This window comes from Paucibacter hankyongi, assembly GCF_037482915.1.
In the GTDB taxonomy this organism is placed as follows: Bacteria; Pseudomonadota; Gammaproteobacteria; order Burkholderiales; family Burkholderiaceae_C; genus Paucibacter_A; species Paucibacter_A hankyongi.
Genome location: NZ_JBBHJX010000012.1, coordinates 52,293 through 71,611, shown reverse-complemented (window position 1 = coordinate 71,611; position 19,319 = coordinate 52,293). Strand labels below are relative to the sequence as shown.

The window sequence follows — 19,319 nt, the reverse complement described above, 5'->3', positions numbered from 1 at the left end:
CTGCCCTCAGTGGGACGCCGCTGCAGCCACCGGCTTGGCCGCTGCCAAGCCCTCTTGGTAGCGCTTCACCCGCTGCCCGGCCTTAAGCACATGCACGCCAGCGACCACAACTTCCTGGCCAGGGCTTAGGCCGCCCGAGATCAACACCTCGTTGCCGTCTGCTCCACCTACTTGTACCGCCTGCATCTTCAGCGTCATCTGGCTCGGGTCCAAGACCCACACCGTACTCTGTCCCTGTTGTTGCAAGATCGCAGCCAGCGGCAACTTGATGACCTGGGCCTGGCGCGGAGCTTCAATCAACACGGTCGCGGTTTGCCCGAGCTTGGCGTGCAAACGGCCAGCATCGGCCTTGAGCAAGAACGTGCGCGTGATCGGGTCGGCTGCGGCAGGAACTTCGCGCAGGCTGACCGGCCGCGCCGATGCGGAGGCTTCACCCCAGAGTTTGGCCTTGAGGGCGCCGGGCTTGGCCGCAAACGACTGCACGGCCCCGAGCTGATCTTCTGGCACCGAAAACACCACGTCGCGCGGGCCGTCATGAGCCAATCGCACGATCGGTGTGCCTGCACCAACCACCATGCCGGGCTCAGCATCCACGCCGGTCACAACACCGGCCACATCGGCCAGCAACTGCGCATAGCCGGCTTGATTCACTTGCGAACTGGCTTGTGCCTTGGCCTGGTCGAGTTGCGCCTGCGCCGTTTTAAAGGCGCTTTCACGCCGCTCAAGTTCGGCGGCACTGATGAAGCCTTGCTCACGCAGTTCAATAAAGCGCTTGAAATCGGCGCCCAATTGATCGCGGTTGGTGCGCGCTGCCAGCACGCCAGCACGCGCCGCCTCTTGCGCCAGCATCAAATCCTGCGGGTCTAGCTGAGCCAGCAACTGACCAGGCTTGACCAAGTCACCGACATTGACCTTGCGGACCAGAATCTTGCCGCCAACACGGAAAGACAAGCGTGATTCGGTACGCGCGCGCACCTCGGCGGCATATTCGTGCGTCATTCCTGCCGAGTCTGCTTTCAAAACGAGGGTTCGCACAGCGCGCTCGGGCTCGGGCGCAGCCTCCTGACGACCACAAGCCGCCAGCAAGACCAGCAAAGGAGCCATTACGAAGGCTCGGTATAGGTTTTGATGCATGAGGAACCTTGAAAATATCTACGCCGCCGACAAGCCCAACCGCTCAAATCTCAGCTGAGCAGCCGCCTAGGTCGTTTCTCAACTCGTTACTGACCGATTGGTCAGTAATGTATGCAAGGCAGTTAGGGCTGTCAAATCTTGCCACCCGCCGAAGAATCGCATGTTCAACGCCTGCCGGCGCCAGAAAAACAAGCCTGAATCACAGCAAGTTCAAGCACTCCATCGCAGTGCGCCAGAAAAGCAACAAAGACCACCCACAATGCCGCCCGTGAGTATCGATCATTACGAAAATTTCCCCGTCGCATCTTGGCTGTGCCCCAAGCACTTGCGCCCCGCCGTGGCGGCCATCTATCACTTTGCCCGCACGGCCGATGATTTGGCCGACGAAGGCGACGCCTCCACCGAGCAGCGGCTGCTCGATTTACAAGCCTACCGAGATGACTTGAGGGCCATCGCGTCCGGAGGCCAAAGTTCACAGCGATGGTCGGATCGCGTATTCAAACCGCTGGCGGTCGTCATACAGCGCCATCAACTACCGCTGCAATTGCTACATGACCTGCTCGATGCCTTTGAACAGGACCTGCGCAAAAAGAACTACGCAGACCGCCAAGAGTTGCTCGACTACTGCAGACGCTCCGCCAATCCTGTGGGTCGTTCGCTCTTGCACCTGTACGGCATTGATGACGCCCTGGCGCTGCGCCGGTCCGACGCCATTTGCAGCGCCTTACAGTTGATTAATTTTTGGCAGGACTTTACGCGTGACGGCCCGAACGGCCGCGTCTACGCCCCCCAAACAGATCTGACCCGCCATGCGGTGGCCCCTGCCGACTTGCTGGCTTGCCGAGACAGCGCGGCCGCACGCGCCTTGATCCGAGATCTGTGCGATTGGGCCGAGGCGATGATGCGAGCTGGTGCGCCTCTGGTGCACCAGATCCCCGGTCGCGCCGGCTGGGAATTGCGTCTGGTGGTGCAGGGAGGGTTGCGAATTATTGAGAGAATCCGCGCAATGCACTATGCAAGCCTCATCCAACGCCCCCGCATCAGCGCCGCCGATATGCCGGCCATGTTGTGGGGGGCGCTGCGCATGAAGGCCAACCAGACCCAAGAGGAGAGTTTGTGAGTCCCGAGCAGTATGTGCAGGACAAGGCGGCCAAGAGTGGCTCGAGTTTTTATTACGCCTTTTTGTTCCTGCCGGCGCCGCGGCGTGCCGCCATCACCGCCTTTTACGCCTTTTGCCGCGAGGTTGATGACGTGGTGGATGAGATTGCCGACCTCGGCGTTGCCTCGACCAAACTGGCATGGTGGCGCAAGGAAGCCGCTTCGGCCTTTGCGGGCCAGCCGCAGCACCCCGTGATGCAAGCCTTGATGCCGCATGTCAGTCACTACGATATTCGCTTGGAACACTTGCATGCCGTGATTGACGGCTGCCAAATGGATCTGGAGCAGACTCGCTTTTTGGACTACCCCGGTCTGCAGCGCTACTGCCATCTGGTGGCCGGCGTGGTAGGCGAAGTGGCCTCCGCCATCTTTGGCCGCACCGAAGCCGACACCGTTCGCTACGCCCACACATTGGGCCAAGCGATGCAGTTGACCAACATCATTCGGGATGTGGGCGACGACGCCCGGCGTGGGCGTATTTACCTGCCCATCTCAGAGCTGCAGCAGTTTGACGTCAAAGCCCACGAAATTCTGCGCCGCCAAGACCCCTGGGGCTATAGCGAGCGTTTCACGGCACTGATGAAGTTCCAGGCCGAGCGCGCGCATCGTTTGTATGACGAAGCCTTCGCCTTGCTGCCCGAGGCCGACCGGGTCACCCAGAAGCCAGGCCTGATGATGGCAAACATCTATCGCGCCTTGCTGCGCGAAATCGAAGCCGAAGGCTTTCGAGTGCTGGAGCAGCGCATCGCGCTGACGCCGGTCCGTAAACTTTGGATCGCGATGCGCACCAACTGGGCCGGTCGTTGAACCCAGCAGCTCGCCGAGTGGCCGTGATCGGCGGCGGCTGGGCCGGGCTGGCGGCCGCCGTCGATTTGTGCGCTGCCGGCCATGCCGTCACGGTGTATGAAATGGCGCCCCATCTCGGCGGCCGCGCCCGCAGCCTGCATGAGGGGCCAAACAATTACCGACTGGACAACGGCCAGCACATCCTGATTGGCGCCTACACCGCATGCCTAGGCCTGATGCGCAGGGTCGGGCTCGACATCGATCGCGCCTTCTTGCGACAACCCTTGCGCCTGCGCTACCCGCAGCACGAAGGCCTGCAATTAAAAGCCGGCCAGCCCTTGCTGAGCTTCGCCCGCGCCATCCTGGGCTACAAGGCCTGGCCCATGTCAGCCCGCTTGCAGTTGATGGCCGTGGCCACGGTCTGGCTGGCAAAAGGCTTCCGCTGCGAGCCGGGACTCAGTGTGGCGCAACTGTGCGCCGGCTTGCCCGACATCGTGCGGCAGGAGCTGATGGACCCACTGTGCGTCGCCGCCTTGAATACGCCCGCCCCCCAAGCCAGCGCCGAAGTCTTTTTGCGCGTGCTGCACGACGCCTTGCTGAGCGGACCAGGCAGCGCCGATTTGCTGCTGCCCCGAAAAGGCCTGTCTCAACTGCTGGCCGAGCCCGCTCAGCACTGGCTGTTGGCCCACGGCGCAAACATTGAGCTTGGCGCGCGCGTCCAATCGGTACAGCACGGCGACCAAGGCTGGCGACTCGATATCCACGCCGCGCGCCCGGCTTCGCCCCTGCATTTCGACCAAGTGGTCATGGCCTGCCCCGCCACGCAAGCGGCCCAGCTATGCGCCGACATTGCGCCAACGTGGGCGCAGACGGCGCAGGCGCTGCGCTTTGAACCCATCATTACCGTCTATCTACACGCACCCGGGAGCAGCCTGCCGGCAGCCATGGTGGCGTTGATTGAAGGGCCACAGGCGCCGGCGCAATTCGCGTTTGACCTCGGCCAACTCGGACACGCACCCGGCCTGTTTGCCTTTGTGGTCAGTGGCGCAGCCCCATGGGTGGAACAAGGCCTTGAGGCCACTGGCGCCTGCACCCTGCAGCAAGCGCGCCGTGAGTTCAGCTGGCACAGCGAGCCGAGCGTTTACCGTGTACTGGCTGAAAAGCGCGCCACCTTTGCCTGCACACCCGGGCTGCAACGCCCCGCTGCCCAAATTGCCGAAGGCTTGTGGGCGGCCGGCGACTATATTGCCGGCCCCTACCCTGCCACGCTGGAAGGCGCGGTGCGCTCCGGGCAGGCTGCCGCGCTGGCCTGCATCACCGCGGCCCGCAATTAAGGCACGGCAAGACCGGCCATTTGAGCGGGGCGAGTCAAGGCTGACCGAACTTCGGAGCAAACGGAGCCGCCAAGGGCTCGCCAATGAAGACCCCCTGCCCCGGCCAAGCTACGCTGTGCCAATACGCCTCCAAAGCCGTAACGCCCTGAACATAGCTGAGCAGAAGAATCTGCGGATGCGGAAACTTCTGTCGATGATTGCAGGGCTCGCTGACCGTGCCATAGCTGGCCGTGGCGCCGGCCTCCAGCCAATCCAGGGCACTCATCTGGCCCTCGTTGGAACTGGCCTCGAGCAAGCCCCCGAAGGAGGTCAAGTGATCGGCCAAGGCGCCAGGCACCCAATCGACCGCAGACAAACCTTCCACACGGATCAGGCCCGTTTGGTAAACCAAGGTGCGCTGCAGCGCCGGCAAGGCCTGACTCGAGGCCCTCTTGACCTCTATGCCCCAGGGCCGCAGCGCTGTCGCCGGAGGAAACAGACTTGACCGCACATTGCGAGCCGCGTCGGGGGTGCTGACAAAGTAGGCATTGACCGGGGTGAAGGCTGGCAAGCTCTGATCGGCCGCAATGCCCCGATCAATCAGGGCCTGGCCGGCTTCTATGCTGCGCGCGGCCAGCATCATGGCAGGCCGCATACCCAAATCACTGAACGGTCGCGAGCCTTGATATGAGATATACGGCGACAGTTTGGATGGGACACAGCTCTGCGCGCAAATCTCGGGCTGAAAGCCCATGCCCAAGGCGGCCGTGATGGCATTGCACTCAACCGCGTAGGGCTGTCGCCACGCCAAGGCCAAAGCTTGCACCTGGGGGCCCATCTGACTCTGAATCTGCGCCTGCAGGCTGGAGAATTCATCCGCACTCAAACTGGCGCGCAGCGGCAGCTTGACCCGCACAATGTTTTGCTCTGGGATGGCTCTCCGCTCGGCATAGTACGCACCGATCGCCACCGAATAGGGGTCGGCCGTATTGATCAGCAAGCCCAGGTCCGCGGCGCTGAGACGCCCCTGGAGCCGCGGCATGCGCAACCAACTGGACGATACCGGCGCAGATGCAGATGCCGCCGGCGCCGAGGCGGCGGTCGCAGCTTGCGCTTGCGCCTGCGCGTACACCGCCTGCTGCATCCCCAACACCAGACCCAGCACGGCCCAAACGCTATTCGCCCGGGCTGTTGCAAGATGGCGACCCTCTCGAGGGGCGAATCTATTTTTCACGATGCAAAACAAAACAATCTCCAGCACAATGAAGGCATGAAAAACAAAGAGGGTCAAACGCCTGCCATCCAGGTTCTGGAGCGCATGTTTTCATTGCTGGATGTCTTGGCCAGCCATCAGGATCCCGTCTCGCTGAAAGACATCAGCGCCAGCACAGGCCTGCACCCGTCCACCGCCCACCGCATTCTGAACGATCTTGCCTTGGGTCGATTCGTCGATCGACCGGAAGCCGGAAGCTATCGCTTGGGCATGCGCATGCTGGAGTTAGGCAATTTGGTCAAAGCCCGACTCGATGTTCGTGATGCAGCGCTGGCGCCGATGCGAGAGTTGCACAAATTCACCCACCAACCGGTCAATCTATCGGTGCGCCAGGGCGATGAGATCGTGTACATCGAGCGTACTTACAGCGAGCGTTCGGGCATGCAGGTCGTGCGTGCCGTTGGCGGCCGCGCGCCCTTGCACCTCACCTCGGTTGGCAAGCTCTTTTTGGCCAGCGACGATCCGCTGCGCGTGCGCGCCTACGCGACCCGCACCGGCCTGGCCGGCCACACCCGCAACAGCCTGACCGACATCACCGCGCTGGAGCGCGAAATGGCGCTGGTTCGCCAGCGGGGCGTGGCTCGAGATGACGAAGAGCTCGAGCTCGGCGTGCGGTGTATGGCGGCCGGTATTTATGACGATCAGGCCAAGCTGATCGCCGGACTTTCAATTTCGGCACCAGCCGATCGTTTGGAGGAGTCCTGGCTGCAAAAATTGAAGGACACGGTGGCGCAGATTTCAGCCGCGCTCGGCTACCGAGGTTGAACGGGAGACCCCAACAAAAAACGCGCTCATCGAGCGCGTTTTTTGTTCAGTCAGTCAAAGAGCTGATCTCTTTGGCGGCTTGCCTTAACTAGCGACCTTCAGCGGCTGCGCCAGGGCCGAAGGATTGCTGCTGATCCACTTACGAATCCGTTCGGCATCGCCAATCCGCGAGTATTTACCGGTCGAATCCAAGAAAACCATGATGAGCTTGCGCCCGGCCATCCGGGCCTGCATCACCAAGCAACGACCGGCCTCATTGATGAAGCCGGTCTTCTGCAAGCCAATGTCCCAGGACGGGCTGCTCAACAAGCCATTGGTACTGTGAAACGCCACCTGGCGGCGACCCAGAGCAACTTGATATTCCCGTGAGGTGGACAGCTCTCGCAACAGCGGGAAACCATGCGCCACCTTGACCAGTGCGGCCAAATCTTTGGCGCTGGACTGATTGCGGCTCGACAAGCCCGTTGGCTCCACATAGTGCGTGTCATGCATGCCCAGGGCTTGCGCCTTGCGGTTCATGGCCGGCACAAAGACCTCCAGGCCACCAGGATAGTGGCGACCTAAGGCATTGGCCGCGCGATTCTCTGACGACATCAGGGCCAGATGCATCATCTCTCCGCGTGTCAGCGTGGTGCCGACGGTCAGACGCGAGCGAGTGCCCTTTTCGGAGTCGATGTCTTCATCGCTGATGGTGAGCTTCTCGTCCATCGACTGGTTCGCTTCCACCACCACCAGTGCTGTCATCAGCTTGGTGATCGACGCAATGGGCAGCACCGCTTGCGAATTTTTGGCAAACAAGACTTCGTTGGTATCTTGATCAACGACCAAGGCAACACTGGACTTCAAATCCAAGGGGTCTTTTTCGTCGTGCAAGCCGTAGAGCTGCCCAAAGGTGGGCTTGGCGGCCACGGTCACCGCGCCGGCAGACGCTGCAAGCACCACAGACTTGCGTGTCGTACGCGCCGCCGGTTTGGCACTACGAACAGTCTTGGCCGACGCCTGCTTGGCGGCAGTTGTCTTGGCCTGCTTAGACGACTTAGAGGGTGCAGCCGCGGCAGAAGCCGCCTGCGTCGATGCGAGCGAGCCCATCACCACGAGCGCGGCGCCCAAAACAATCGACGTCAAATGAGATGAGAAAGTCTTCAATCCGGGCCCCAGCTACTGATCAACAGTGTAGGTGAAATGGAAAATACTAGCAAGATCAAATGCTTAGATGAGGCTCTTCAAGCTGAACTTCGAATACCGCCTCATCACCTTCAGTCCACTCGGATCAACGCTTGCAGCCTCGATCCGCGCACAAAGTTCGCAAGGACCGAGGCAGCCCAAGCATTCATCCTTGCGCCGCCACCCGCTCAATCTTGCTTTGCAGCTTGTTCAAGGCACTCAAATATGCCTTGGCCGAGGCCACCACAATATCCGGATCAGCCCCGACACCGTTGACCACCCGGCCCGCCTGCTGCAATCGAACCGTCACTTCGCCTTGTGATTCTGTGCTGCCGCTGGTGATGGCATTGACCGAATAAAGCAACATCTCGGCGCCACTTTGAACGGCCAACTCGATGGCCCTTAGAACTGCATCCACGGGGCCATTGCCGTCACTCTCCATGCGATGCTCAACCGCGCCGGCCGCGAAGACTACGCTGGCATGGGGACGCTCGCCCATCTCCGATCGCTGAGCCAAGGCCACCAAGCGGAAATGCTCTTGCTCGGCGGTGACGGACTCATCCATCACCAAGGCGATGATGTCTTCATCGAAGATTTCGTTCTTGCGGTCGGCCAGATCCTTGAAACGGACGAAAGCCGCGTTGACTTCGGCCTCCGACTCCAAGGCAATCCCCAGTTCTTGCAAGCGCTGTTTGAAGGCATTGCGGCCGCTGAGTTTGCCCAGCACGATCTTGTTGGCGCTCCAACCCACATCTTCGGCGCGCATGATCTCGTAGGTGTCACGCGCCTTCAGCACGCCGTCTTGATGGATGCCCGAGGCATGGGCGAAAGCATTGGCCCCTACCACCGCCTTGTTGGGCTGCACCACAAAGCCGGTGGTCTGTGAAACCAGGCGCGATGCCGGCACGATTTGCGAGGCATCGATCCGGCAATCGAGACCGAAGTAGTCGCGACGGGTCTTGACCGCCATCACCACCTCTTCCAAGGAGCAGTTGCCTGCGCGCTCACCCAAGCCATTGATGGTGCACTCGATCTGACGGGCGCCACCAATCTGCACGCCTGCCAGCGAATTGGCCACTGCCATGCCCAAGTCGTTATGGCAGTGCACCGACCAGATGGCTTGGTCAGAGTTAGGCACGCGCTCACGCAAGGTCTTGATGAAGTTGCCGTACAACTCGGGGATCGCATAGCCGACGGTGTCGGGAATATTGATCGTGCGCGCACCTTCTTTGATCACCGCCTCGACAACACGCGCCAAGAATTCGGGGTCGGAGCGGTAGCCGTCTTCGGGCGAGAACTCGATATCATCGGTCAAGTTACGCGCAAACCGTACGGCTTGAATCGCCTGTTCCAACACCTGCTCACGCGTCATGCGCAGCTTCTTCTCCATATGGAGTTCGCTGGTGGCAATGAAGGTGTGAATCCGTGAGCGCGCCGCGCCCTTCAGCGCTTCGGCCGCACGCGCGATATCACGATCATTGGCGCGAGCCAGCGAGCAGATCGTGCTTTCACGCACGGCGTCCGCGATCGCTTTCACCGCCTCAAAATCGCCATTGCTGGAGGCCGCGAAACCGGCCTCGATCACGTCCACGCGCAGTCGCTCCAACTGGCGCGCAATGCGCAGTTTTTCGTCCTTCGTCATCGAGGCGCCGGGCGACTGCTCGCCGTCGCGCAAAGTGGTGTCGAAGATGATCAACTGATCAGCCATGGGGTTCTCCAAAAAGGCCAGGTTGAAAAACAAAAAGGCCCGCGAAGCATTTGCTCGGCGGGCCTGTGATGCAGAAATCTTTTGACGTGTGCGATCAGCGGGCCCGAGGCTCGATGGCTAGTAGCAGCAGCGCGGATGCGGTTGAAAACGTCATGGGGTCAATATAGCACGGCACACCACTGAACTTCAGTGGTGCAAGCCCTTTTCATCGGGCTCATCGGTTGATGTGGCAATCATGCTGACCGGACGCCCCTTGGCTTTGCGCCAGCCATAGATGACATAACCCGACAAGGCATAAGCACAGAAAATTGCAAACAAGCCCAGCGGCGGGTTTTGGCTGATCAGCACGATGGCGAGAGCGATTGCGACCAAGACCACAAAGGGCACGGTCCGACGGGCGCCCACCACTTTGAAGCTATAAAACGGCGCGTTAGTCACCATCGACAGGCCCGCAAACAAGGTCAGGCCGAAGGCAGTCCAGACCACCCAGGGCAACTGGGTCACTTGCTTGAAGCCAGCATCATCAAAAGCCCAAATCATGCCGATCACCACGGCAGCCGCCGCGGGGCTGGGCAAGCCCTGGAAGAAGCGTTTATCGACGACGCCAATATTGACGTTGAAGCGCGCCAGCCGAAGGGCCGCGCCCGAAATGTAGACAAAGGATGGGATCCAGCCCAGCTTGCCCATGTCTTTGAAGGCCCAGATATAGACGATCAAGGCCGGCGCTGCGCCAAAACTGACCATATCGGACAGGCTGTCCATCTGCTCGCCAAATGCGCTTTGCGCATTGGTCATGCGCGCCACGCGGCCGTCCAAGCTGTCCAGCACAGCAGCGCAAAAGATCGCGATACAGGCCACTTCAAAGCGGCCATTCATCGCCATCACGATGGCATAGAAGCCCGAAAACAGCGCCGCCAGCGTGATCGCATTGGGCAGCACATAAATACCTTTACGACGAGGGCGCGGCGTCTCAAGCGCGCCATCCTCGTCGTCATCCAGCAAGTCGGGGCGGGTCTTGGTTTTGGAATCACTCATGGGGCGGGAGGATACAACAGGCCGGCAAGAAAAAAGCCGCGCAGCTGCTGGCTGCGCGGCTTTGGAGGCTCAGTTCAAAAATCAGTTCTTGGACTGGTCTACCAGACGGTTCTTCTTGATCCAAGGCATCATCGCGCGCAGCTTCTCACCCACTTGCTCGATCGGGTGCTCAGCGGTCAGGCGACGGCGGCTCAGCAGTGTCGGTGCGCCGGCCTTGTTTTCCAGGATGAAGCTCTTGGCGTATTCGCCGGTCTGGATGTCCTTCAGGCACTGACGCATCGCGTTCTTGGTGGCTTCGGTGACGACGCGCGGGCCGGTCACATACTCACCATACTCGGCGTTATTCGAGATCGAGTAGTTCATGTTGGCGATGCCGCCTTCATAGATCAGGTCCACGATCAGCTTCAGCTCGTGCAGGCACTCGAAGTAGGCCATTTCAGGCGCATAGCCGGCTTCGGTCAGGGTTTCGAAACCTGCCTTGATCAGCTCCACCGCGCCACCGCAAAGAACTGCCTGCTCGCCGAACAAGTCGGTTTCAGTTTCTTCGCGGAAGTTGGTTTCGATGATGCCGGCCTTGCCGCCGCCATTCGCCGAGGCGTAGCTCAGGGCCAGATCACGCGCCTTGCCCGACTTGTCGGCATAGACAGCGATCAGGTGAGGCACACCGCCGCCCTGGGCGTAGGTGCCACGCACGGTGTGACCGGGGGCCTTAGGCGCCACCATCCAAACGTCCAAATCGGCGCGGGGCGTGACTTGACCGTAGTGCACGTTGAAGCCGTGCGCGAAGGCCAGCGAAGCGCCTTGCTTGATATTGGGTTCAACTTCGTTCTTGTAGACATCGGCGATCTGCTCGTCCGGCAGCAAGATCATGACTACGTCGGCAGCCTTCACGGCTTCGGCGATCTCGGCCACTTTCAGGCCGGCGTTTTCGGCCTTGGCCCAGGAAGCGCCGTTACGGCGCAGACCGACGGTGACCTTGACGCCGCTGTCGTTCAGGTTTTGTGCGTGGGCATGGCCTTGTGAGCCGTAGCCGATGATGGTGACGTTCTTGCCCTTGATCAGGCTCAGGTCAGCGTCCTTGTCGTAAAAAACGTTCATATCGTGCTCCAGGAAAAAACTAGTGGGTTGGTATGTGATGCGGCTTCGTCACGCGACACGGTCAATCCAAGCGGAGCCCGTGGAACCGGCTTTGCCGGGCCACAGGGCTCGCCCCCTCGAGGGGGAGCGCGAAGCGCTTCGGGGGTGATTCATCAGGCTCGAAGAATGCGCTCGCCACGGCCGATGCCGCTGGTGCCGGTGCGCACCGTCTCGAGAATCGAGGCGCGATCAATCGCGTCGATAAAGGCGTCGAGCTTGGAGGAATCACCGGTCAACTCGATGGTGTAGGTCTTCTCGGTCACATCGATGATGCGGCCACGGAAGATGTCGGCGGTGCGCTTCATTTCTTCGCGCTCCTTGCCGACCGCACGCACCTTGATGAGCATCAGCTCACGCTCGGTGTAGTTGCCCTCGGTGAGGTCCACCACCTTGACCACTTCAATCAATCGATTCAAGTGCTTGGTGATTTGCTCGATCACTTCGTCCGAGCCGGTGGTGACGATGGTCATGCGCGACAGCGAGGGGTCCTCGGTCGGCGCCACGGTCAGGCTCTCAATGTTGTAGCCACGGGCCGAGAACAGCGCCACCACGCGCGACAGCGCGCCCGGCTCGTTCTCGATCAGCAATGCAATGATGTGCTTCATGGGGGTCTCGTCCTTCGCGCTCTTCAAGCCGGCAGCGGTAACTGCAGACTCTTGGCCACGCTATTCGATGGGAGGGATGTCTGGACTATGGTCAAGGCTGAACAAAGCGAATCCGCCAAACCCATCACCCGGCGCGGTAACGCTCGGGCAACAGGCTTGACTTCCTCACCTCACAGGTCCTCGGACCCCAGACGCATTTCCGAAATACCCTTGCCCGCCTGGACCATGGGCCAGACGTTCTCGGTCGGATCGGTGCGGATGTCGAGAAAGACCGTGCGATCTTTCAGTCGGATCGCCTCTTTCAAGGCGCCCTCGACATCACCGGGCTTCTCCACCAGCAAGCCCACATGGCCGTAGGCCTCGGCCAGCTTGACGAAGTCTGGCAGCGCTTCCATATAGCTGTGCGAGTAGCGTTTGCCGTAGTCCAGCTCTTGCCACTGCCGCACCATGCCCAGGTAGCGATTGTTCAAGGAGACGATCTTGACCGGCGTCTTGTACTGCAAGCAGGTCGAGAGTTCCTGGATGCACATCTGGATGGAGCCTTCGCCGGTGACGCAGAACACGTCCGACTCAGGCTTGGCCAGCTTGATGCCCATGGCATAGGGCAAGCCCACGCCCATAGTGCCCAGTCCGCCGGAATTGATCCAGCGGCGCGGTTCTTCAAAGCGGTAGAACTGAGCCGCCCACATCTGGTGCTGCCCCACATCCGAGGTGATGTAGGTGTCGCGATCCTTGGTCAGATTCCACAGGGTCTCGACCACCATCTGCGGCTTGATGACATCACTGGAGGTCTTGTAGGCCAGGCATTCACGGCGGCGCCATTCATTGATCTGGCTCCACCAGGCATTGATGGAGGCCGAGTCGGGCTTGGCTTGCGCTTCCTTGATTTGGAAGATCAATTCCTGTAGCACGTCCTTGACGTCACCGACGATGGGGATATCCACCCGCACCCGCTTGGAGATCGACGAGGGGTCGATGTCCACATGGATGATCTTGCGCTCCACCTGGGCGAAGTGCTTGGGGTTGCCGATCACGCGGTCATCAAAACGAGCGCCCACAGCCAACAGCACGTCGCAGTGCTGCATGGTCATATTGGCTTCGTAGGTGCCGTGCATGCCCAACATGCCGAGGAACTTGGGGTCGCTGGAGGCGATGGCCCCCAGACCCATCAAGGTGTTGGTGCAGGGGTAGCCCAGCAAATTGGCCAACTCGCGCAACTCGGCCGATGCCTCGCCAAGGATGACGCCGCCACCCGAATAGATATAGGGGCGCTTGGCTTGCAAGAGCAGCTGCACCGCCTTGCGAATCTGACCCGAGTGGCCCTTGCGCGCCGGGTTGTAGGAGCGCATCTCGACATGACGGGGATACTCGAAAGCAGTACCCAGCTTGGCCATCGAGACATCCTTGGGGATGTCCACCACCACCGGACCGGGACGGCCGGTGCGGGCGATGTGGAAGGCCTTTTTCATCGTCATCGCCAGATCGCGCACATCCTTCACCAGGAAGTTGTGCTTGACGATAGGACGGGTGATGCCAACGGTGTCGCATTCCTGGAAGGCATCCAGGCCGATGGCGGGCGTCGGCACTTGGCCAGTCACGATCACCATGGGGATGGAGTCCATATAGGCGGTGGCAATGCCGGTGATGGCATTGGTCACACCTGGACCCGAGGTCACCAGCGCCACGCCCACATCGCCGGTGGCGCGGGCATAGCCGTCGGCCGCATGAACAGCAGCCTGCTCGTGCCGAACCAAAACGTGTTGGATGGTTTCCTGTTTGTACAGCGCGTCGTAGATATAGAGCACTGCGCCGCCTGGATAGCCCCAAAGGTATTGAACACCTTCGGCCTGCAGGCAACGAACCAAGATCTCGGAGCCGTTCAGCTCAGAGGGAGAAGAATTATTTTGGGAATGAGGCTGTGCCGCGTGGGCACGCTTGACTTCCGCGCTAGACATGTCCATTTCGAACCTTTGTGAATTTCTCTAACGAAAAACCATTGGTGCTCCTACTCGCACCCTTGTGAGGTGGACTCGGAACCTGCGCGATCAAAGAGATGGTGCCCCGGTCGGGCGGCCAAACTGAGACCAGATGTTCATTGTGCGAAGCAACATTATGCACTGGACTTGGACTGTTTTCGGAGACGCCGACTAGAGTCCGCTCCCACAATGCAATAATTCGCGCTGTTTTGCCTGCATCGGGCCCGTCCCGCACCCTCCTTGGCCACCGACAAAGAACTCAACGATTTTCTACGCACGGTCGACCGACGGGCCTTCAAACGCACCGCCTATATGGTTCGCGACGACGATGCGGCCCTGGACATCGTGCAAGACGCCATGATCAAACTGGCGGAAAAATACTTCGACCGTCCGGCGTCCGAGCTACCACTGTTGTTCCAGCGCATCCTTTCCAACGCGACGATGGACTGGTTCCGGCGCAAAAAGGTGCGCAGCGCCGTCATGCAGAACATGTCGGACTTCGAATCGAGCGATCCGGACGGCGACTTCAATCTCTTGGAGATGCTGGAAAGCCAAGACGGCGCACTGGGCGCACTCAGCGCGGCCGACGAAGTTTCCCGGGCACAGATATTGCAAGTCATCGAATCAGAAGTTGCCGAATTGCCCGCACGTCAACGCGAAGCCTTCCTGCTGCGTTACTGGGAGGAAATGGACGTCGCGGAGACGGCAATTGTCATGGGTTGCTCCGAAGGCAGTGTGAAAACGCACTGCTCACGAGCGACTCACACATTGGCAAAATCACTGAAGGCCAAGGGGATCACGCTATGAATCAGCCATACAAAGCGCAGTTTGCACAAGATGAACAAACACGCCTGAACACGCAAGTGACCCGCTTTGGCCTGCGCGTGGCCGCCAGCTTGAGCGAACAGAGCGAAGAATTGCCCTCGGGCGTCTCCGAGCGTTTGCGTTTCGCCCGCGAACAAGCGCTGCTGAAGGCGCGCAGCGCCCGCACCTCACAAGTGCAAGCGGCACCAAATACGGTTGCGATGGGCTCGGGTCCGTCGCTGGTCTTGGGCCGGAGCGGCTCGCCGCGCTGGCAAAAGTTCAGCACCATCTTGCCCCTGCTCCTCTTGGTGCTGGGCATGTGGCTGATTCAACAAAGCCACTGGTATGAGCAGATTCTGGCCGCTGCAGAACTGGACACGGGCCTCTTGTCCGACAAATTGCCGCCCGCCGCGTACAGCGATCCGGGCTTCAAGGAATACCTCAGCGATGAGCAAGAGTGACCGGGTGTCCATGCCGCCAAAGAACACAAGTTTGAACCTCAAGGGAGCAGACATCCGGCGCAGCCCTCGCTTGGCCTACGGCTTGATCGCCGCGCTCGGCCTTGGCTTCGCGACGATCGCCCTGTCTCAGCAAGACCCACCGCAAGCTGCCGACGCCTCGGCCAGTAGCGCCGTCGGCAGCGCGCCCGTCGCGGCACCCTTGGCTGAGCAGGCGCGCGCAAAAGTTCCCGCACCAGCGCCCGCCCCCAACGCCGCCGCGCGACTGCTGCCCGCTCCTAATTGGCCAGCACTGAGCCCCGGACAACGCCAGGCACTGGCGCCGCTTGAGCATGACTGGAACGAACTGGATGCCGCCCGCAAAAGCCAATGGCTAGAGGTTGCCGCACGCTTTGGGTCCCTCGATCCGCAAGACCAGGCTCGTATGCAGGAACGTATGCGCGACTGGGCGCGACTGAGCCCTGTGCAGCGGCAGGAAGCCCGGATTGGTTTCCAGGTTGCCAAGAAGATCGATGCCGACGCGCGACAAGCCAAGTGGGAGGCCTATCAGGCGCTCCCCCCCGAACAACGCCAGCAACTGGCCGACAAGGCTGCACTGAAGCAAGAAAAACAAGCCGGCAAGCTCAACAGCGCCAGCAGCATCAGCCCAGCCTCGGTCGCAAGAACCAAATCGAATTTGGTACCCGAGGTCAACAATGCCTTGCCGCCCAAGCCCGTCGCGGCCTCCTTGCTGCAAGCCAAACCCGGCGCCACCACGGTCCTGATGACCACGGACCGGGCCGTGCCCGGCCATCTGCAAGCGGGTGACACCAAAATCATGGCGCATCCGGAGCTGGTTGACGGCAAAACTTTGCTGCCGAAGAAGCGCAGCGCCGACACAAAGACCGCCAGTTAATGTCCTTGATCAACGCTCCGGCGGATCAGCCGCCCTCTTCGACTCCCGCAAGCGCACCCGAACTCCCCGGCCTAGCTCGCCGCATGGCTTCATTTCTGTATGAAGGCGTGCTGCTGTTCGGCATTGTTTTTGTCGCGGGCTATCTGTTCTCCGCCTTGACGCAGCAGCGCCACGCCTTGCAAGGCCAACATGCGCTGCAAGCCTTCTTGTTCATTGTGCTGGCCGTCTATTTTTGCTGGTTCTGGACCCACGGCGGTCAGACCGTGGCGATGAAGGCCTGGCATATTCGCGTCGTAGACACCCAGGGACAAGCGCTCAGCCAGGGGCGTGCCTTGGCGCGCTATGCGCTCAGCTGGCTATGGTTCCTGCCGGCACTGCTGTTTGCCTGGGTCATGGGCCTGCATGGCACCGGGGCCATTTTTGGCAGTCTGATTGCTGGCGTGCTGCTGTACGCGGCCGCGGCCCGGCTTCATCCAAAGCGGCAATTCCTGCATGATGCGCTGTGCGCCACACAACTGATCACGCAATTACCTCAGAAACGATGAGCAATCCTTACAAGGGCCGCACCGGCTTGGACAGGATTTTGAGAGCCACCGGCTATTCGATTGCCGGTTTGCGCGCCGCCTACACGGGCGAAAGCGCCTTTCGCCAGGAAATCTGGCTGCTGATCGTGGCAACTCCGCTGGCTTTTTGGATCGGCCAGGATTGGGTTCAGATCGCGCTGCTATTGGGCTCGCTGATGTTGGTCCTGATCGTGGAACTGTTGAATTCCGGCATTGAAGCGGCCATCGACCGTGTGTCGTTCGAGTTGCACGATCTATCAAAGCGCGCCAAGGACTTGGCCAGCGCCGCCGTCCTGCTGTCCCTGCTGCTCAGCGCTGGGATCTGGGCCACGGCGCTTTGGCAGCGTCTGTCCCAATAGATTACACAGGTGATTTGGCTAGATTGAGTTGATCGAGCCAACGGCTGAGGGGCCGAGCCGCCGCTGAAGCCGCCCCGCCCTCCTCCCACTCGCCTTAAACCGCCTCTTCGTCCGTCTCGCCGGTACGAATCCGCACCACCTGCTCAACCGGCGTGACGAAGATCTTGCCGTCACCAATCTTGCCGGTCTTGGCGGCCTTCAAGATGGCGTCGATGCAGCGCTCCACATCGTCATCCTTGACCACCACCTCGACCTTCACCTTGGGCAGAAAGTCGACCACGTACTCGGCGCCGCGATACAGCTCGGTATGGCCTTTTTGACGGCCAAAGCCCTTCACCTCGGTGACGGTCAAGCCAGAAGCACCCACCTCGGCCAAGGATTCGCGGACTTCGTCCAGCTTGAAGGGCTTGATGATGGCGGTGATCTGCTTCATTGAAAAAGGCTCCGAATAAGGACAAGGGTTGGCTGTAATTTAAGCACGGAACTTCGATGTAATCGGATAACGCCAATCGCGCCCGAAGGCCCGGTGCGTGATGCGAATGCCGATGGGCGCCTGGCGCCGCTTGTATTCATTGATCTTGATCAGTCGCGTAACCCGCTCAACATCGGCCGCATCAAAGCCAGCCGCCACGATCTCGGCCAGCGACTGATCCTCCTCCATATAGCGGGCCAGAATGGCGTCCAGCACCTCATAGGGCGGCAAGCTGTCCTGATCCTTCTGGTCGGGTCGCAACTCGGCCGATGGGGGGCGGGTGATGATGCGCTCCGGGATGATGGGACCCGTCGTCAACACCGTGCCGTCCAACCGCAACGTTGGCTGCTCATTGCGCCAGCGTGCCAAGCGGAACACCAAGGTCTTGGCCACGTCCTTGATAACGGCAAATCCCCCGGCCATATCGCCGTACAGCGTGCAGTAGCCCGTCGCCATCTCGCTCTTATTGCCGGTGGTCAGGACGATGGAGCCGAATTTGTTCGACAAAGCCATCAACAGCGTGCCACGAATGCGCGCCTGGATATTCTCTTCGGTGGCATCCAGCGCCAGGCCCTTGAACTCATCGGCCAAGCTGGCATTGAAGGCTTCGAACATCGGCACGATGGATTTTTCGTCGTAGCGCACGCCCAGCCGCTCCGCCATATCGCGCGCGTCGATCCAGGAGATGTCCGCGGTATAGGGCGAAGGCATCATCACCGTGCGCACCTTGTCGGCCCCCAGGGCATCCACTGCGACGGCCAGCACCAGGGCGGAATCGATACCGCCGGACAGGCCGATCAAGGCCCCGGGAAATCCGTTCTTGCCGATGTAGTCCCGCACGCCGGTCACCAGCGCCGCCCAGGCCTGCGCCTCAAGCCCCGGCAAGGGCTGGACCTGGCCCTTGACCGAGCCATCAGCGCCCAGCTCGATCAAGCTCAAGTCCTCTTCAAAAATGGGCGCTCTGGCGGCCAATTCGCCGCGCGCATCCAGTGCGAAAGAGGCGCCGTCAAACACCACCTCATCCTGCCCGCCGACCAGATGGGCGTAGAGCAGCGGCAACTCAACATCCCGCGCACGCTCAGCCATGCGCTGCTCGCGCTCTTGCACCTTGCCCAAATGGAAGGGCGAGGCGTTCAAGACACACAGCACTTGGGCACCAGCCGCCTTGGCCGCGCGCGCCGGTTCATCGAACCAAGCATCCTCACAGATCGTCAGACCAAAGCGCAGGCCCTCAATCTCAAACACAACCGGGCCCTCGCCCGCGTCGCGGCCGGATACGAAGTAACGTCGCTCATCAAAGACCTGGTAGTTGGGCAACTCGCGCTTGCAATAGGTCTGCAAGACCTGACCCCCTGCCAGCACCGAGGCCGCATTGAAGCGCGCCGGCACGGCCCAACTCTTGGACCTAAGATCGCGCTGCCCCTGCCCTTGATGCGGGTGACCGACCACCACATGCAAGCCCTCGCAATCCGCCAAATCCGCTGCAATACCCCGCAAGGCCTCATCACAGGCTTGCATGAAAGCCGGCCGCAACAACAAGTCTTCCGGCGGATAGCCGCACAGACTCAACTCGGGCGTCAACAGCAGCCGGGCTCCGGCCGCATGGGCCCGTCGACCGTAATCGACAATTTTTTTCGCATTGCCTGCGAGATCACCGACGGTGACATTGATTTGGGCAAGTGCGGCGATCACGGACATGGCGGTCAGGGGAAGA

At 60.7% G+C, this 19,319-nt stretch carries 19 protein-coding genes; 9 read left to right on the top strand and 10 right to left on the bottom strand.

Annotated elements, in window-relative coordinates:
• Positions 1–6: 6 nt before the first annotated feature.
• Entirely contained in the window at positions 7–1,104 is a 1,098-nt protein-coding gene (locus tag WG899_RS16555) for an efflux RND transporter periplasmic adaptor subunit (RefSeq protein WP_339596762.1), read from the bottom strand.
• Between the two features lie 289 nt (positions 1,105–1,393).
• On the opposite strand from WG899_RS16555, the gene hpnC reads away from it, so the two are divergent.
• The 3 genes from hpnC to hpnE are packed head-to-tail and all read left to right on the top strand — an operon-like array spanning position 1,394 to position 4,412.
• Positions 1,394–2,254, top strand: coding sequence for a squalene synthase HpnC (gene hpnC, locus WG899_RS16550; RefSeq protein ID WP_339596761.1), 861 nt, complete (start codon positions 1,394–1,396; stop codon positions 2,252–2,254).
• Positions 2,251–3,099, top strand: coding sequence for a presqualene diphosphate synthase HpnD (hpnD, locus tag WG899_RS16545; RefSeq protein ID WP_339596760.1), 849 nt, complete (start codon positions 2,251–2,253; stop codon positions 3,097–3,099). Before hpnC ends, hpnD begins: the two co-directional genes overlap by 4 nt.
• Entirely contained in the window at positions 3,096–4,412 is a 1,317-nt protein-coding gene (gene hpnE, locus WG899_RS16540; RefSeq protein WP_339596759.1) for a hydroxysqualene dehydroxylase HpnE, read from the top strand. Before hpnD ends, hpnE begins: the two co-directional genes overlap by 4 nt.
• Positions 4,413–4,446: 34 nt before the next feature.
• Here hpnE and WG899_RS16535 read toward each other — a convergent pair whose 3' ends face one another.
• Positions 4,447–5,625, bottom strand: a complete 1,179-nt coding sequence (locus tag WG899_RS16535) for a TIGR03790 family protein (protein ID WP_339596758.1) — start codon at positions 5,623–5,625, stop codon at positions 4,447–4,449.
• 36 nt (positions 5,626–5,661) lie between these two features.
• Between WG899_RS16535 and WG899_RS16530 the strand changes: the two genes are divergently transcribed.
• Entirely contained in the window at positions 5,662–6,429 is a 768-nt protein-coding gene (locus tag WG899_RS16530; protein ID WP_339596757.1) for an IclR family transcriptional regulator, read from the top strand.
• Between the two features lie 84 nt (positions 6,430–6,513).
• On the opposite strand, the gene pbpG is transcribed toward WG899_RS16530, so the two are convergent.
• The 6 genes from pbpG to WG899_RS16500 form a co-directional block, all read right to left on the bottom strand.
• Complete coding sequence (gene pbpG, locus WG899_RS16525) at positions 6,514–7,518, bottom strand: D-alanyl-D-alanine endopeptidase (RefSeq protein ID WP_339596833.1); 1,005 nt, start codon at positions 7,516–7,518, stop codon at positions 6,514–6,516.
• A gap of 241 nt (positions 7,519–7,759) precedes the next feature.
• Positions 7,760–9,301: a 2-isopropylmalate synthase gene (locus WG899_RS16520; protein ID WP_339596756.1), complete on the bottom strand. Its 1,542-nt coding sequence runs from the start codon at positions 9,299–9,301 to the stop codon at positions 7,760–7,762.
• A gap of 186 nt (positions 9,302–9,487) precedes the next feature.
• A complete protein-coding gene (gene pssA, locus WG899_RS16515) occupies positions 9,488–10,336 on the bottom strand; it encodes a CDP-diacylglycerol--serine O-phosphatidyltransferase (RefSeq protein ID WP_339596755.1) in 849 nt (282 codons plus the stop codon).
• Positions 10,337–10,417: 81 nt separating this feature from the next.
• Entirely contained in the window at positions 10,418–11,434 is a 1,017-nt protein-coding gene (ilvC, locus tag WG899_RS16510) for a ketol-acid reductoisomerase (RefSeq protein WP_263539804.1), read from the bottom strand.
• A 152-nt stretch (positions 11,435–11,586) separates the two neighbouring features.
• Entirely contained in the window at positions 11,587–12,078 is a 492-nt protein-coding gene (gene ilvN, locus WG899_RS16505; protein WP_263539803.1) for an acetolactate synthase small subunit, read from the bottom strand.
• A gap of 170 nt (positions 12,079–12,248) precedes the next feature.
• Complete coding sequence (locus WG899_RS16500) at positions 12,249–14,039, bottom strand: acetolactate synthase 3 catalytic subunit (protein WP_339596754.1); 1,791 nt, start codon at positions 14,037–14,039, stop codon at positions 12,249–12,251.
• Between the two features lie 255 nt (positions 14,040–14,294).
• Between WG899_RS16500 and WG899_RS16495 the strand changes: the two genes are divergently transcribed.
• From WG899_RS16495 to WG899_RS16475, 5 genes are all read left to right on the top strand, one after another.
• A complete protein-coding gene (locus tag WG899_RS16495) occupies positions 14,295–14,861 on the top strand; it encodes an RNA polymerase sigma factor (protein WP_339596753.1) in 567 nt (188 codons plus the stop codon).
• Positions 14,858–15,319, top strand: coding sequence for a DUF3619 family protein (locus tag WG899_RS16490; RefSeq protein ID WP_339596752.1), 462 nt, complete (start codon positions 14,858–14,860; stop codon positions 15,317–15,319). The genes WG899_RS16495 and WG899_RS16490 overlap by 4 nt, the downstream gene beginning before the upstream one ends.
• A complete protein-coding gene (locus WG899_RS16485) occupies positions 15,306–16,211 on the top strand; it encodes a DUF3106 domain-containing protein (protein ID WP_339596751.1) in 906 nt (301 codons plus the stop codon). Before WG899_RS16490 ends, WG899_RS16485 begins: the two co-directional genes overlap by 14 nt.
• 83 nt (positions 16,212–16,294) lie before the next feature.
• Entirely contained in the window at positions 16,295–16,756 is a 462-nt protein-coding gene (locus tag WG899_RS16480; RefSeq protein ID WP_444718861.1) for an RDD family protein, read from the top strand.
• Positions 16,753–17,133, top strand: a complete 381-nt coding sequence (locus WG899_RS16475) for a diacylglycerol kinase (protein WP_339596749.1) — start codon at positions 16,753–16,755, stop codon at positions 17,131–17,133. The genes WG899_RS16480 and WG899_RS16475 overlap by 4 nt, the downstream gene beginning before the upstream one ends.
• Positions 17,134–17,227: 94 nt before the next feature.
• On the opposite strand, the gene WG899_RS16470 is transcribed toward WG899_RS16475, so the two are convergent.
• Together WG899_RS16470 and WG899_RS16465 are read right to left on the bottom strand one after the other, a co-directional pair.
• Entirely contained in the window at positions 17,228–17,566 is a 339-nt protein-coding gene (locus WG899_RS16470) for a P-II family nitrogen regulator (protein ID WP_263539796.1), read from the bottom strand.
• Between the two features lie 39 nt (positions 17,567–17,605).
• Entirely contained in the window at positions 17,606–19,303 is a 1,698-nt protein-coding gene (locus WG899_RS16465) for an NAD+ synthase (RefSeq protein WP_339596748.1), read from the bottom strand.
• Positions 19,304–19,319: the final 16 nt, after the last annotated feature.